General features: G+C 49.4%; 11 protein-coding genes. 8 read left to right on the top strand and 3 right to left on the bottom strand.

The window, feature by feature from the left end; translation table 11 throughout:
* The first annotated feature begins 13 nt into the window (after positions 1–13).
* From OXN25_02925 to OXN25_02945, 5 genes are all read left to right on the top strand, one after another.
* Entirely contained in the window at positions 14–1,444 is a 1,431-nt protein-coding gene (locus tag OXN25_02925; protein ID MDE0423805.1) for a trypsin-like peptidase domain-containing protein, read from the top strand.
* Between the two features lie 120 nt (positions 1,445–1,564).
* Complete coding sequence (locus OXN25_02930) at positions 1,565–2,281, top strand: tetratricopeptide repeat protein (GenBank protein ID MDE0423806.1); 717 nt, start codon at positions 1,565–1,567, stop codon at positions 2,279–2,281.
* Between the two features lie 45 nt (positions 2,282–2,326).
* Positions 2,327–6,019, top strand: coding sequence for an AAA family ATPase (locus OXN25_02935; GenBank protein MDE0423807.1), 3,693 nt, complete (start codon positions 2,327–2,329; stop codon positions 6,017–6,019).
* A 66-nt stretch (positions 6,020–6,085) separates the two neighbouring features.
* Positions 6,086–6,946, top strand: coding sequence for a sugar phosphate isomerase/epimerase (locus tag OXN25_02940; GenBank protein ID MDE0423808.1), 861 nt, complete (start codon positions 6,086–6,088; stop codon positions 6,944–6,946).
* 12 nt (positions 6,947–6,958) lie between these two features.
* Positions 6,959–9,493 (top strand): hypothetical protein, encoded by a 2,535-nt coding sequence (locus tag OXN25_02945; protein ID MDE0423809.1) that lies wholly within the window; start codon positions 6,959–6,961, stop codon positions 9,491–9,493.
* Positions 9,494–9,532: 39 nt separating this feature from the next.
* Here OXN25_02945 and lpxK read toward each other — a convergent pair whose 3' ends face one another.
* From lpxK to argC, 3 genes are all read right to left on the bottom strand, one after another.
* Positions 9,533–10,732: a tetraacyldisaccharide 4'-kinase gene (lpxK, locus tag OXN25_02950; protein MDE0423810.1), complete on the bottom strand. Its 1,200-nt coding sequence runs from the start codon at positions 10,730–10,732 to the stop codon at positions 9,533–9,535.
* A 119-nt stretch (positions 10,733–10,851) separates the two neighbouring features.
* Complete coding sequence (gene lpxB / locus OXN25_02955; GenBank protein MDE0423811.1) at positions 10,852–12,039, bottom strand: lipid-A-disaccharide synthase; 1,188 nt, start codon at positions 12,037–12,039, stop codon at positions 10,852–10,854.
* Positions 12,040–12,103: 64 nt separating this feature from the next.
* Positions 12,104–13,147, bottom strand: coding sequence for an N-acetyl-gamma-glutamyl-phosphate reductase (gene argC, locus OXN25_02960; protein MDE0423812.1), 1,044 nt, complete (start codon positions 13,145–13,147; stop codon positions 12,104–12,106).
* A gap of 338 nt (positions 13,148–13,485) precedes the next feature.
* On the opposite strand from argC, the gene OXN25_02965 reads away from it, so the two are divergent.
* The 3 genes from OXN25_02965 to OXN25_02975 all read left to right on the top strand — a co-directional run bounded on the left by OXN25_02965 (position 13,486) and on the right by OXN25_02975 (position 16,625).
* A complete protein-coding gene (locus OXN25_02965) occupies positions 13,486–14,238 on the top strand; it encodes a fumarylacetoacetate hydrolase family protein (GenBank protein MDE0423813.1) in 753 nt (250 codons plus the stop codon).
* Positions 14,239–14,508: 270 nt separating this feature from the next.
* Positions 14,509–15,288 carry a hypothetical protein gene (locus OXN25_02970; protein MDE0423814.1) on the top strand — a complete coding sequence of 260 codons (780 nt, stop codon included), beginning with the start codon at positions 14,509–14,511 and terminating at the stop codon, positions 15,286–15,288.
* 14 nt (positions 15,289–15,302) lie between these two features.
* Positions 15,303–16,625 carry a lactate racemase domain-containing protein gene (locus OXN25_02975; GenBank protein MDE0423815.1) on the top strand — a complete coding sequence of 441 codons (1,323 nt, stop codon included), beginning with the start codon at positions 15,303–15,305 and terminating at the stop codon, positions 16,623–16,625.
* The last annotated feature ends 20 nt before the right edge of the window (positions 16,626–16,645 follow it).

Here is a 16,645-nt window from a genome sequence, read left to right on the forward strand (position 1 = left end):
AGAAAACAAGTCTATGATATATCTACGCCGTTGCTATCGTTATATCCTACTCATCTCGTTATGTACATGTTTTGCACTCGGAGGTTCGCTTTGTCGGAGTGCTTACAGTGCTGAATTTCGGGCTAAGCAGACCCAAGAGGCGGTTACAGCAGCACGACAGACGGCAATTGTCACAGCCGTCGCACACGCCAGTCCTGCAGTCGTCAATATCAGCGCAATCCGCACCGTTGAAAGACGAACATCGCTTAACGAATGGTGGTTCTGGGACGATGTCTTTTACCCCCGTAGACGCTCGCTTCGAGAAGTCGGTTCAGGCATCATTATTGACAAAAACGGACACATCCTAACAAACCATCACGTCATCAAAGATGCCGATAGCATCACCGTAACGATCTCGGACGAGAGAGAATTCGCAGCACAAGTCATCGGATTCGATTATCTCTCAGACCTCGCACTTTTGAAAGTCGATACAGGCACCGTCCTACCAGAAATTCAATGGGGCGATTCAGACAGGCTACTCATTGGGGAATGGGTCGTCGCAATCGGAAACCCGTTCAATTTATCAATAGGCAACGCCCAGCCCACGGTCACAATCGGTATCGTGAGTGCCACCGAACGCGCACTCTCTATCGAAGACCTCTATCATGAAGACCTGATTCAGACGGATGCCTCTGTTAACCCCGGCAACAGCGGCGGTGCCCTCGTAAATATACACGGACAACTTATCGGTATAAATACCTTCATCAAATCAACAAGCGGCGGCTCGCAAGGCATCGGATTCGCTGTCCCTGCCAACAAAGCCCGGAAAGTCGTCCGCCAGATTCTCGAATACGGCAGCGTCGTTCCACCGCGCCTCGGCATCAAGGAAATCCAATCTGTGACTGAGGATCTCGCAGAAAAATTGTCAATACCACACAACACCGGCGTTCTGGTATCCGAGGTAGAGAAACAAGGTCCTGCCGCTGACGCAGGTATCAAACGAGGGGACGTGATCATCGGTATTTTAGGGCACCGCATCAGGAGCGAAGACGACTTTAAAGCAATCACACGGCTCCTACCGCTCCACCAACCCATAGCTTGTGAACTCATTCGGCGCGGTAAAAAACGACAAACCAACTTCACGCTGAAAACCTTGGAATGGTACTACTCGCCTTCTGGATGGGGGTTAACCTTCTCGCAACCCGACAAGGCGATGGCGCGCAAATACCGACAGCCCGGTGTTATTATCTCAAATGTTGAGAGAAACAGCGGTTTGAGGGACGTACTCACGCGCGGGGATTTCATTTACCAGATTGACAATATTAAAATTCACTCGCTCGAATTTCTTAAAATCGTTATTGACGAACTTATCCGCACGCAAAACGGAATGCGACTCTACTTTGAACGAGATGGGGGCGATGAAACAATCGTTGTCACTTTTAATAGAAACAATCGATGGAGATAAGTGTTTTAAGAGTTGTCAGTTAACAGTCTACAGTTAAGCGTCTGTGGAATTGACACATTGCGCCCCTGCCACAAGCATTAACTAACAACTAACAACCGACCGGAGGCAAAAGTTAAAAATATGAAACTGCAACTACCCACACTTATAGCCGTTTGCATCGCCATCCTCTTAATTGGTGGTATCTATTTCTATGGCAGAGACAAGGCAGAATTGGGCATCGCTGTCAACTTAGAAAGTGAGGAATTTAAACAACTTCGCACTCACGCCACCGATGCCTTCAACGCCGGGAAATACAAACAAGCCATTGAACTTTACAGTGAAGCCTTAAAGATGCGACCTGAGAACGCTGAAATCTATAACGACCTTGGAACCGTTTATTATGAACAAGGTCTCAAATACGCTGGACCGAGTTGGCCCTCATGGGAAAAAGAACTCAGAGAGGAAACACCCGACCAAGCAGTCGCAGAACTTAAACTTGCCACGGCGAAAACAACCTCTGGGGTCATCACCTTCAAAACACGAGATGCCGCGGTTGCTAATGCCATTGAGGAACACGCTCGGCAACTCGATGGCGAAGTGTATCGACAACGTTGGGAGAATGAAATCACCATCAACATTCTCATCGGAGAGACAAAAACCTATATGCTCCGTGCCAGAGACCACTATTATCGCGCCTTAGATTTGAAACCAACACACAGCGTCGCCTATCGGAATCTCGGCTCTTTCTACATGAAAGTCGGCAAAACCGACACAGCACTTGATAATTATCAGGAAGCATACAAGTTAGATCCACGTGATGCCGAACTTGAAGAATACCTAAATCAGTTTAGAAAGTAATTGGTAATCATCTTTCACCGACCTTGTGCCAGGACAAAAAATATCATGGAGCACAAACGTTGCGAAAATTGTGGATTTCTAAATCCGTCCTTTAAATTCTGCGGTGAATGCGGTGCATCCCTCAGTGACGCACCGGACATATCCCAAACTTCAGCTGTGGACACTCCTGCCGTAGAGGCAACCCTCACACACGGTGCCGAACGTCGCCAACTCACCGTCCTGTTCTGTGATATTGTCGACTCCACCGCATTTACTGAAAGACTCGATCCCGAAGAACTCCGAAATCTTTTAGAGATCTATCGGACCTGTGTCATGGAAGTCGTCTTAGCACAAAACGGACACATCGCGCGATACTTCGGGGACGGCATCCTCGTCTATTTCGGGTATCCCATCGCACATGAAGACGCTGCACACCGCGCCGTAAGAGCTGCACTCGGTATTGTCGCCGCTATGGAGACACTCAAACCGTATCTCCACACCACCTTCGGCGTAAACATTAGCGTACGCCTCAGCATTGACACAGGACTTGTTGTCGTTTGGCATATCTCTGACGAAGGGTCGCCCGAAGCAATCGACATCGTCGGTAAAACGCCAAACCTCGCAGCCAGAATGCAGAAACTCGCAGCACCGAACAACATCGTTATTGGCGATACAACCCACCAGTTGGTTGAGGGTTTTTTCAAGTGCGAACCTCTCGGTGCCGCGCCCCTCCGTGGGATCTCACAACCCGTAAATATCTATCAAGTCTCCGGTGAAATCCCAGTGCAAAGCCGATTAGATATTGCCAATGAAAGCGGATTGACCCCGTTTATCGGGCGGGATCGGGAGGTCGAACGCCTTAAACAAGGGTGGACACAAGTGCTCGCATCTAAAGGACAAGCACTCCTGATTGAAGGTGAAGCCGGTATCGGAAAATCACGATGCATACAGGTGATCCAAGAATACGTCAACCGGCATCCAGAAGCAGTTATCATAGAGGGAAGATGTTCCCCCTACTACCAGAATAGTCCGCTCTATTCTATCCTTTCGCTGTTTCAAGAACACATCGTACAGTTTACAAGTACTGACACCGCAGAGATGAGACTTGATAAACTCAAGAATCTCCTGCGCGACTACAGTGTCCCAACGCTCGGATTGGAAAATTCAGACAACGAAGCACAAGCAAACACAACGCAAACATTATCGCTCCTCGCCGAACTGCTTGAAATACCTTTCGAGATTCAGAGGCAGACGGAAACCGGTATAGACCCGCAACGCGTTTGGGGTCTGGGTCCAATCGGAAACGTGCGTCTTTGGCAGATGGAAACCGGTATAGGTCCGGTCGAACAAGATACATATCCTTCAGGCTGGAGCCGGAGACAACGCCGTCAACAAACCCTGGAAGTCCTTGTTCAAGTGCTCCTAAAAATGGCTGAACAGAAACCTATACTTTTTGTTCTTGAAGACCTGCATTGGATCGACCCCTCAAGCATAGATTTCCTTACGCTCCTAATCGCACGCATTGAAAATGCCCGGATCTTCACAATCTTGTCCTGTCGCTCCAATGTGCAAACCCTCCGATCCAACGAGCAATCTCAAGATGGCAGAAACGGACAAGAGGTACCCGATAGAAATGCCAGTGGCGCTGCGCTTGATAAAGAGGCGTTGGAGGAACTCCTACGTCCTGAATGGGCAAGCACCCTCCCACTATCGGCACTCACACCCGCTGAATCGGAAATCATGATCCAGCACGTCGCCGGTGACACGCCAGTGTCGCCTGATTTATTGAAACGGATCGTCGGAATGACTGAAGGTGTTCCGCTGTTTGTTGAAGAACTCACCCAAATGGTGCTTGAAAGCGGGGCACTCTCCCTAATTGCTGATGTCTCCGACCACACAACGCCACACTCACAAGCGATAGACATTCCCGTTACACTACAAGACTTGCTGACGGCTCGGTTAGACGAACTCGGATCCGCAAAAGAAATTGTACAACTCGGCGCAACACTCGGGCGAGAATGGACAGGCGAATTGCTCTATAAGGTCGCTTCCGGTATCCATCTGGAGAATAACCCTACCATCGACCTCACATCTCTCAAAAGACAATTGAGCGAATTAGTAAACGCATACATCCTCAATCGAAACGAGACATCCGACAATCAGGTACGCTATACCTTCAGGCACCCCCTCCTTCGTGAAACCGCTTACCAATCTCTGCTGAGAAGCAGACGGCAGCAGTATCATCAACAGATTGCTGAGGTCTTACAGGACAGCAGCGGAAACATCAGCGACGGGGCTCAGCCCGAATTGGTCGCATATCACTACACAGAGGCTGGACTCCCCGAAAAAGCAATCCATTATTGGCAGCACGCCGGACACCGTGCCTTAGAACGTTCCGCCAATATCGAGAGTGCTCGACACATCAGGCACGGACTCGCAGCACTCGAACAATTGTCCGAGAACACCGGTATACAGGACCTTGAGGCGACTGCCCAATTAGAATTGGAACTACAAACTACGCTTGGCACGGCTTTGATCGCAACAAGTGGTTATGCCTCTGAGGAGGTAGAAACCGCCTACACGCGCGCACGTGAACTCTTAGATACACTCGAAGCCAAAGAACCCGTTTCGCAGGAAGGTGCTGAATTCTCGGTTAACACCACTGTAAAAGACCTCCGGTTCCCTGTGCTATTTGGGTTATGGTTATCTCATCTGGTACAGGGACGGCTGCGCTCAGCACGTGAACTCGGTCAGCAGTGCTTCACGATTGCTAAGCAGGTCGGAGACCCGGCTTTTGAAGTCGAGGCGCGCCGCGCACTGGGAGCAACACTCTACTACTTGAGCGAATTCCAAACCGCTCGGGAACACTTGGAGGCTGGCATCGAACTCTATCAACCCCAACACCACCCAGTGCCGACATTTCTGCACTACGTCGCAGATCCCGGGATGACGTTGCTCTCTTATTCCGCACCGCTCTTGTGGTGCCTCGGCTACCCGACACAAGCAGAAGCTCGACTTCATGAAGCCACAGCGATCGGTAAAGATAGGAATCATCCTTTTAGTGACGCCGTTTTGCTCCATTTTAAAATCGTGCTTTATCAGTACGAAGGCAATGTAGAAAACGTCAATACCGCCGCAACAGAAATGTTAGCGATATGTCAGGAACACGGATTCTCTGGATGGGAAGCCGCTGCAACAGTAATGAAAGGATGGGTACTCGCTGAACAAAACCGTTCAGAAGAAGGCATAGCCATGATCTGCAAAGGCATCGCAGCATGGAAAAAAACGCGGGCTGAAATGCTTCTACCGCTCTTTCTCGCCCGCCTCGCGCAAGCATACCAACGTGCCGGACAGCTGAGTTTAGCCCTGCAGACCCTTGACTCCGCACGCACTATCGTCAATCAAACCGGAGAGCGAACCCACGCCGCCGAACTCGCCCGTCAACAAGGCGAGCTCTATCTCATGCTCTCGAAGAAAAGCAAAACCGCAAACGAGGAAAGCACCACAACCAAGCAAGCGGAAAACTACTTTCAAAACGCATTGACAATCGCACGGCAACAAAACGCGAAATCTTGGGAACTCCGAGCCGCTCTCAGTTTATGCGAACTCTGGATGGCGCAAAATCGCTACCAAGACGCTTATGCAGTGTTGGAGCCGATATATACTTGGTTCACAGAAGGATTTGACACCAAAAACCTTAAACGCGCCAGAAATCTTTTAAAGGAGTTGGAGGTTAGCAGACATAGCACAATTCCTTAAAATCAAATAACCGTGCATCAGATCATCTTTGTCTTGCGTTTAAAACAAAAAAGAAGGTATAATTTTATGAGACTTGGTGTTGTTGGACTCTGCGGAGACTTCCGCACACTTACATCGGATGAAATCGAAAAAATTAAGGCACTGGAATTTACCGGCTTAAGTTTCCATTTCCGCAGTGCGGAGATTCCGACTGTGCCACTAGATGCCTGCTCGCGCTGCGTGCGGATGTTAGAAGATGCGAACTTCGATCTCGTGCAATTCGGCATCACCTATGAGGAATGCCTTTTTCACCCAGATGCCGCCGTGCGCGAAGCCGCAATCGCAAGCGTCCAACGCGGTATGGCAACTGCGGCTTCTCTCAACGCGCACCACTACCTGTTTCGTCCGGGAAGCCTAAATCCTGACGGTGCTTGGACATCGCATCGAGACAATCATCTCCCAGAATCAATGGAACGCTTGATTGAAACGCTGAAACCGATCGCAGCACATGCTGAACAACACGAATTGACACTCGTAATGGAAACACATGCCGTTTCAATTATGGGTTCACCAGAAATCTGTCGAGAAGTTGTGGAACGTGTCGGCTCCGACCGACTTCGCATTGTTATGGATTTCGTCAACCATTTTCAAACGCTATTACAAGTTTATAATAGCGAAGAGAGACTCAACCATATTTTTGGCGTGATGGGTCCCGTCGCACCCATGGCACATATCAAAGACATTAGCGTACAGAACGGTCTGGTCCTTCACCTGAATGAAGAAGTGCCCGGTGAAGGCGAATTGGAACTCGGCGTGGCACTGAAGCGTTTTGATGAACTTTATCCCGATGGCTATGGACTTATAGAACACCTCCCGGCGGAGAAGATTCCGCTCGCGAACGCGAATGTCCGGCGAATCGCCACTGAAAACGGAGTACGCATCTATTAATCGAGGAGTCGCATGATGTTTAAAAGCCTAAAAAGACGAAACCTTTTAGGACATCGCCTACGGTTTTCTCATATTAATACATCCATCTTCGTCCTAATTCTCGCCTTGTTTTTCCTCTTACCCCCGGCAATAGGACAAGAATCAAACGTCGTCGAGGAAGCACAGAAACAGGTCCGCAGCTGGTGGGCAAACTCGCAAGTTTACGTCGGGGTTATTATCCTTGTCTTTGCGATAAGCAGTATCGGGTACCTGATTAGACTTTTTAAGAAAGACAAACTCCTAAAGAAACTTCTTGACAAATACGTCGTCTTCCAGATGAAAGACGGACAGCGGTACCGAGGCACCATGCGGCTTGAGTTCACAGGCATGGAAATTATCTCTGAGGAGTCGCGTCAACGCGGGCACGCACCGAGTTATATCTTCAAGAGCGAGGAACGTGAGGCAGGGATTGTCGCTTACATCCGCTATCTCGATTCAATGAACACCAGCGAATTGCGCGAACGTGCTTGGGAACTTGAACGCGTCTACCACCCACCCCTCTTTTACAAAATCGGACGGAAAATCCGAAACATGTTCATTGCCCTCAGGGAAGCACTCGACGAAGCCATTAGCATGGTATGGAAAAGTTTCAGAAGAGGCGCCGACGCGCGATTGACAAGATACAGTGAAGCCTACCAAACCGCAGCAGATGGCGACTTTGAAAAAAGACTTCAAGAACTTGAAGACGAATCCGCCAGTTACCTGGAGCAGGAAAGCTACGAACGCCTCATCGAACGCCTCATCGGCACACGCGTCAAAGTCCGAGTCCGCGTCGGCGAGGACAACACAGAATACACAGCTATTCTTAAGGACTATAACAACAAACACATCGCATTGATGAATGTAAAGGATAAGGACAACAACGGTTATAAAGATGAATGGGAATATGAATGCGAATTTAAGAAGAATCTTGACAAACTCAATGTTCGCGACGACCGAGGCTTGCGGTGTCGTGCCGAGGGTAACACAATCATCTTTGAGAACAATACGCCGTATCCGATCCAACTCGGTCGTATCCATTTGTGGGAGGACGCGCCGAGATGGGAAAAGGACTACAAGTATGAACACCATATCCCTGCTTTTAGCATTCAAGAGTTTCCACTGGATGTCATCGTTAATCGTAAAGTGAAACCCTTTGATAGGGTTTCAACCCGACATCGGCACGCTATCCGCAATTATAAAAAAATCTTTTTCAAATTTCGCTCTTTTCGCGACGCAGACATCGTCTTCCCTCGCCGCTATTGCACAATCGTCGAAAGCGCAGAGAAATATCAACCCGAACTTTTCAGTCTTACCGGCTTGACAGACGCAATCCTCGACATGCGCGACACAGAGGACATCGCCATCACCGACAAAGACGGCGAACCCATTCACGGCATCAACGTCGTTCACGGATACGTCACAAATATTAACGAAGAACGGATTGATTTGAAGTCGATCGACGCAAGTTACAGTCGGCGGTGGAATGTTGAGAACGCCTTTCGCCACTTCGATAACAAACTCCGCCACGGATTCTCTATCTACAGGAGACTCCTACCCACAAATCGAGGTCGGATCGCAGCATATACCACCATTATTGAGCAGATACATAACAATCCCATTCGGCATGCCGCGTTGGGATCGCTCGCTTATCCGCAAACACGCAACTTAAACACCGCCGAACAGCGAAAACGGAGTTTACAGCGGGCACGAAATCGAATCTTGGGATACGTAGATGCCACTATCAACGGGAAACTTTGGAAACCGGAAAATGGCACTGCCAAAAGTTCCAGTAAAATACGTTCAGAAGTCCAAATCGCGATGCCACTCAAACTCATGGCATTTACTGGAAACACGTCTACCGTGGAGTTCCCTGTCCTCGAACGTTTTGAATATGTTCAAGGACACCATATAATTTATGATCACGTCCAAAACTTGCGGACCGACAAACTCGCAAAGACTGACATTTTATGGATCGGCAATGGGGAAATCTACAAATCTGGCTACCGTCTGAACATCGATGCCGAACACCGGATTAAAAACTTCGTCAGTCAAGGCGGTATCGTCCTCGTCTCCGGGCAAGACATTAAAGCCAGTGCTAAACAGCGACGCGGCACCGGGTGGATTCCAGAACCGCTGACCGGCATCGAATGCGAAGAAACCTATGAACTCTTTCCCACACCACAGGGTAAACGTTCTCGTATCTTCCAATCGCCGAACCCATTGAACGGGAACCATCAAACCTACCAACAAGCTATGGATCAACCACTTATCCGACTGGATGATATGTGGTTAGACCCGCTCGGAAAATGGACATCTCTCGCCAAAACGAATACCGCTGCCGCTGGATTACCGAGCAACGGTTTTGAAAACGCATCCCCGCTCCTGCTACTTCCTTTCCAGAAAGGCTTATACATCGTCACAAGCCTGAAAAATGAGACAGAAGAGGATGTGCAAATTAACGATAAAATTATGGAAAATCTACTTCATTTCTCCGTCAAATGGCTCGACCGACAAAAAGGCAGTTAGTAGTTCGCGCTTCGCGTACGGCTATTCGCTTATCGCGGTTCACGGTCCGCGGTCTGCGGTTTTCGATTTACGAATGCGTGCCAACAAAAGGTCAGTAAATTCCGCCTCCCCTCCTGTAATAACCAACGCAACTACTAATACAACTATCGGAAGTTCCTGATGCGCCACAACAGACATCAATTTCCATGCATCTTTTTGCGTTGTAACGACCAAATCCGCCTTCGCTGCCCGAAACGCCGCACCTATCCGCTGCGTATCAGCTCCCACATAGACGTGATGGTCAGGAAACGCCAAGAGTTCAACGCTTGCCGGAGAACACCGCATGAGAGTCCCCACAAAAGCGTCTGGGTTCCCAATGCCACAGACCGCAAGAAGCCGTTTTCCTTTGAGCATCCCTACATCCTGACGTTCTCCACTACCCTCACGGAGCAACCTTTGTAGCGCAAACTTTCCAGTTTGCGAGCCAAGTTGATGTTCTCCACTGTGCTCACGGCGCAACGGATAGAGGCACGTCGGCTGATGAACACTCTCCAAAACCAATGTGTCCGGTGCTAACCGTTTCACTGCCTCCTTAGCACGCTCGGAGATCTCAGGTGTGTTCGCATGTGTCAGTAGGATAATATCGGCGCGCCGAAGCGCAGATGGCGGCTCACGCAAGGTTCCCGCCGGTAGTAGCCGCGCCGGATTCCCAAAAGGATGTGTTACGGGAACAGTAAGAATATCAACATTACGTCCAAGCTGCCGGTGTTGAAATGCGTCGTCTAAGAGCAGGACCTCCACATTAAAACGCTCAAGTGCGATCTGTCCTGCCAGATAGCGTTCTCTACTCACAATAATTGGAACACCGCTAAGGCATTGCGCCATCATGTACGCCTCATCTCCACTCTCCTTTGCGGAGGCGTATACCTGTTTACCGTCCGAGACAACCGTTATTCCCTCACGAGCCTCGCGCTTGTAACCACGCAGCAGGATAGCAACACGCAAACCCGCTCTCTGAAGACGTTCCGCAATAGCAATAACAGCAGGCGTTTTTCCTGTCCCACCAACAGCAATATTGCCGACACTAATGACTGTACATGGGAGTGTCTCTCCCTTAAACACACCAAAGGCATAAAACTGATTTCGCACCCTTATGCCTATAGCATAGAGCCAACTCAATGGAATTAACAGAAAGCGTAAAGGGGTAGAAAGAAGTTTTTGCTGTAGGGAAGCAAGGTCGCGGGTATATGTGAATCTCATGAGAGGGTTCCGGGTTGATAGCAGTCAGCAATTAACAAAACAGACTCTGATGGAAGAACTGAATAGATAACTGCCACAATCACCACTTAACTGACCGCTGAAAGGCACGAAGTGCCGACCTAACCGCTGACTGCTATTTGCGCCAACACCAATTCGGCAGTGCGTTCAGCAGCACCGGCTATGCCGAGTTGCGCATGAACCGCTTGCAGTGCCTTCTGTTGTGTCTTTCGTTTCTCAGGATTCCCCAAGAAATCCAAAGCCAATTCCGTCAAAGCCGTTGGCGTCAGATCTGTTTGTAGCAGTTCGGGAACGATGTCGTGTCCAGCAATCAGGTTAGGAAGTCCGCTTCGGTTCAAAGGAGACAAGGTCGTGATAATACGCCAGTTGAATGCCGATGTGCGAAAGACGATAATCATCGGTGTCCCGATGCACGCTGCTTCAAGCGTCGCCGTACCAGAAGTAACCAGCAGTAGCGTTGATGCCCGCATCGCCGGATAGGTCATCTTCTCCACAATTTCGATGGGTGGCACCCCGATGTTCCCCAATTCCTGCTGGCACTTCGCAATAAGATCGTGTGAAATTCCTGGGGCTAAAGGGAGGATCCACTGTGCATTCGGATAGACCTCAGCAATGCTCGCAGCGGCTCTCAGCATGACTGGCAAAATGTGTCGAATCTCGGAACGGCGACTCCCGGGCACCAATCCGATGACAGGAGCATCTCGGGTCTGTTCCGATTCGTCTAAACCGAGCTGTGCCCGTGCCTCGTGCATAGTGAGAGGGGTTTGTGCAAAATCAACGAGCGGATGCCCAACAAATTCCGTATTCGCGCCAGCGTTTCGGTAGAATTCCGCTTCAAACGGAAAGATCGCTGCAACAACGTCAGCCCATTTCGCCAACTTCCGCGCCCGACCCGCACGCCATGCCCAAGCCTTCGGGGGGATATAGTAGACGACCGAAACGCCTTGGCTCCGAGCGTACTTCGCTAACGGCATATTGAACTCAGCAAAATCGACGAGGAGCAGCATATCGGGACGTTCTTCTCGGATACACCGCTTCAGATGTGCCTGTTTCCGAAGAAACATCGGCAGGACAGTAATAACATCGGCGAACCCCATAACGGCGGAATCTCGGATGTGGAAATCCAGTTTAACCCCCGCCTTTTCCAAGAGATCGCCGCCCATACCAAAAAGTTTCACATCCGGACAAAGGGCTTTAACGCGATGGACAACATGAGAAGCGTGCAGATCACCGGAAGGTTCACCAGCAACAATCATAATTTTTGGCTGGTGAAAAGATGTTTGTGGCATCGACGAATATTGTAACTCCCACAAGAATTTACTGACTGCCGACCGCTGACGGCTAATAGCCAGTCTACGGCATCATCCCCGGCACCTTCAGCCCAGCAGTCTCCTTGAAACCAAACATCAAATTGAGATTCTGAACGACGGCACCCGCTGCACCTTTACCGAGGTTATCAATCGCTGCCATAGCGACAATACGACCCGTTCGCGTATCCACCTCAAGTCCAACATCGCAATAGTTGCTGCCAAGGACGGCTTTCGTTTCCGGGTAGGTACCAGATGGAAGCACTCGAACAAACGGCTCATTCTCATAAAAAGTGGAATATATATCGAGAGCTTCTTCGGCGGACATCTCTTCTGTAAGACGCATATAGACGGTGCTGAGGATGCCGCGGGTCATCGGAACGAGATGTGGGGTAAACGTGACACAGACCGGTTCTGATGCGACAGCCGACAACTCCTGTTCAATCTCCGGTGTATGCCGATGCACACCGATATTGTAAGCAACACAGTTAGACTCCCGATTCGGATAATGTGTATTTTCGCGCGGTTTCGGACCGGCACCGGAAATCCCCGACTTCGAGTCAACAATAATAGAATCTAATGCTACGACACCTTGAGCAATGAAAGGCATCGCCGCAAGTATAGCACTCGTTGGATAACAACCAGGATTAGCGACGAGTTGCGCAGAACGGATACAATCGCGATACCGCTCGGGTAAACCATAGACGGCTTGTGGTATCAACTCTGTGCTTGTGTGCTCCACATGATACCATGCCTCGTAGGTCTCAGCATCCTGAAGTCGGTAGTCTGCGCTGAAATCCACGATACGCAAACCTTGCGCCAAAATTTGTGGCACAAACGACATCGCAACCTTGTGTGGAACAGCAAGAACAACAGCGTCCACCCTGTCTTTGAGAGAGTCAATAGCTAACGGTTCAAATTTAGCAGATAGAAAACCACGCAGGTTCGGCAGGACACTATCAATACACTGCCCAGCGTAAGTTTCAGACGTGCAGAGGGTTACTTGCAATTCTCCAGGATGGTTGACCAGAAATCGCAGCAATTCACTACCACTGTATCCGGATGCCCCAACAATTCCAATTTTTATCATTTACAGATTACCGTATGTCTTTTATGAGTCTGTTAATTGTATGGGAATTTTACCACATTTTGAGGCGAAAGTCAAATTAGCCACCCTCAATCTTGCTGTAGGAGGCGGGGAATGCCACACGGCATTCATACCGTTGATTTTTTCCGAATCCTGACCCTTACTGACTACCAATTGCAAGAAATAAATTGACAGACCGCTATATACACGGTAAAATAACTATCAGTCATCAATTATCAAAGTTATGGTTTTCGACCAAAGATCGTTGTGGGTATTATGAACATTAGCAACTCTCATAAGGGGTTACTAACAACCAACAACTAATAAAAAGGAGACTACTTATGAAACTTGCGCGATATGAATTAAATGGCACAATCGGTTACGGCACCGTTTCAGGAGATAACCTCAACGTCCTATCGGGATCCCCGTTCGGTGAACACAGCGAGACTGGCGAGACCGTCGCATTAGCGGATGTCAAACTCCTCGCACCCACAACACCGACAAAGGTATTAGCCGTCGGTCTGAACTATCGGAGTCATTTAGACGGGGCTCCAGAACCAACAAACCCCGAAATCTTCATCAAAACCCCCTCTTGTATCAACGATCCGGAAGGCAATATAGAACTACCAGACGGTGATGACGATGTCCACGCCGAAGGCGAACTCGTCGTCATTATGAAGAAACAGACCCGGAAAGCAACACCAAAGGAAGCCGCCGCCAACATATTGGGCGTAACGTGCGGAAACGATGTCAGTGCACGCACATGGCAGAGCAATGACTTACAGTGGTGGCGCGCCAAAGCATCCGATACCTTTGGACCGATAGGACCCGTTATCGCTACCGACGTTGACTATACCGATGCACAATTAGAAACCCGCATCAACGGCGAAGTCGTTCAGAAGCAGACCACCGCAGACCTCATCTTTCCGGTAACAACCATCGTGAGTTTTATTTCACAAGCAATCACCCTTGAACCCGGAGACGCAATCTTTACAGGCACACCCGGCACAACCACAGCCCTGAAAGCCGGTGATGTCGTTGAAATCGAGATTGAAGGCATCGGCATTCTGAAAAATCCTGTCGTCGGACAATAATCGCTTTGTAGGGCGTATCTTCCAATTCATTTGCAGGCGAGGTTTCCTAACCTCGCCCCGTTTCAATAAAGAATTAACACTAATGACAAAATTTTTTAGGAGTTTCGTATTATTACTAACAGGCTTACTTGCTGTTTTAATGCTCACTGGATGCGCCAGATTGACATTGAAATCACTTTTGTAACCAAAGGCAAAGCATAAATTCAAATTTCGCCTTGACCTGCGTTAGCGAGGCTTTTAACCCCATCCTATTTCAATAAGGAGAAGAAAATGCTTTTTAGACATCTATCTCTTTTCCGATGCAACCAAATTTCTGAAAAAACAAAAGTTGTGCTCAAAATTGTTGTGTCCTTGCTGTGTCTCAGTATAGCAGTACAAGCATCGGCAGTGCTACTGTTCCACGACGACTTTGAAAAGGATAAAATCGGAGCAGAGCCAAGTAAATGGGAAGTTGGACACGACGGAAATACTGTTGCCCAAGTCGTCGCCGACCCGAAAAAAGCGAGTAATAAAGTCTTATTGACCGCTGACAAAGCCTCTAACGCATCGCGGCACGATGTCGGCGGCTCTATCTATGTTGTCGGTGATGCAGGTTGGGACGATTACGTCGCCGAATGGGACATGATGTTTCCTGACGACTTCTACATGGGTGTCGTCTTCCGCTTTCAGGAGGGTGAGAAGTTCTACCTGAGTGACCGACGGCAAGGCGGTAGAGAATATCACTTCTACAAACGCCAAGGGGGTTGGGCGAAAGTTAAAGATGGGATGGTAGAAAATGATCCTGAAGTCTGGTATCGCGCACAACTTATCCTCTCTGGCGATAAATTCACCTTCAAACTCAAAGAACGGAAGGACAAGACACCCTTTGACAAAATCGACCCAGCCACGGAAGGTCAAGACGGAAACTTCAAAACCGGCAAGTTCGGCAACTACGGACTCGTCTATATTGATAACATCTTTATCGGGGATGCCGTCGAAGACCTCGTTTTACCCGTCGAGCCACAGGATAAACTCAGCATAACCTGGGGTGCAATCAAGGATGCCTACTAAAGGGAAATTAAAAAATGTCAACCCACATTGCCCACGGTGGAAAAGACACCGTTATCACAACCAAAGAAAAGCGCGCCTTACTCCACGAGGCACTGCTCAAGTTAGGCGGCATCCCAAAAAAGATTCTGGTGATCCCGCCCGATATAACACGCCTCCACTCAAATGCCGGTGAACTCACCCAAATCCTATATGAATTATGGGACGCTGCAAACGGCACCACCTTCGATATCCTCCCCGCTATCGGTACACACGCACCGATGACCGAAGAACAGATCGCCGAGATGTACGGCGATTTACCCAAGGCGACCTACCATGTCCACAACTGGCGCACGGGACTCTATCACTTCGGTGAAGTGCCATCGGAATTAGTCCAAGAGGTCTCAGGGGGCAAACTCGATTACAGCATCCCTGTCGCCGTAAACCGCCGCCTCGTGGAAGGAGATTACGAACTCATCATCTCCGTCGGACAGGTCATCCCACACGAAGTCATCGGTATTGCTAACGGATTCAAGAACATCCTCGTCGGTGTAGGCGGCGTGGAGATGATTAACAAATCCCATTTCCTCGGTGCCGTAGACGGCATGGAACGCTTGATGGGAAGAACGGATACCTCGGTTAGAAGAGTCCTCAATTACGCACACGCACACCATCTGAAACAACTCGGCATTTTGTACGTTATGAGCGTCATGGATACAGACACCACTGGCGAACGTGTGATGCGTGGACTCTACGTCGGCGATGACGCACAGACCTTTGAAACCGCCGCGGAATTGAGTAGAACCGTTAACATGACGTTCTTAGATGAACCCTTATCAAAAGTAGTCGTCTATTTAGATCCGATAGAGTTTAAAAGCACATGGCTCGGCAACAAAGCAATCTACCGCACGAGAATGGCGATGGCAGACGATGGTGAGTTAATTATCATCGCGCCCGGCCTCCGAGAATTCGGGGAGGACGCAGAAATCGACCGACTCATCCGAAAGTACGGCTACCGCGGCACCCCTGCAACACTCAAGGCAGTCTCAGAAAACCCGGAACTGCAAGAAAACCTTTCTGCGGCTGCACACTTAATCCACGGCAGTACCGAAGGACGTTTCAAGGTAACTTATGCGACCGGGCATCTCACCCAGACTGAGATTGAATCCGTCGGCTACCAATGGGCACCTGTAAACGAAGTTATTGCCGAATACAACCCCGAGACGCTTGTTGACGGGTTCAACGATGATTCCTCCCCCCGTGGTAGGTGCGATTTCCAACCGCACCGATCCGCGCGCTTTTTCTACATCAGCGAACCCGGACAAGGCTTATGGGCATTACGCTCGCGGTTTAGTGAGTAAGGAACCGATATAACAGGAAG

This window comes from Candidatus Poribacteria bacterium (assembly GCA_028820845.1).
GTDB lineage: Bacteria > Poribacteria > WGA-4E > WGA-4E > WGA-3G > WGA-3G.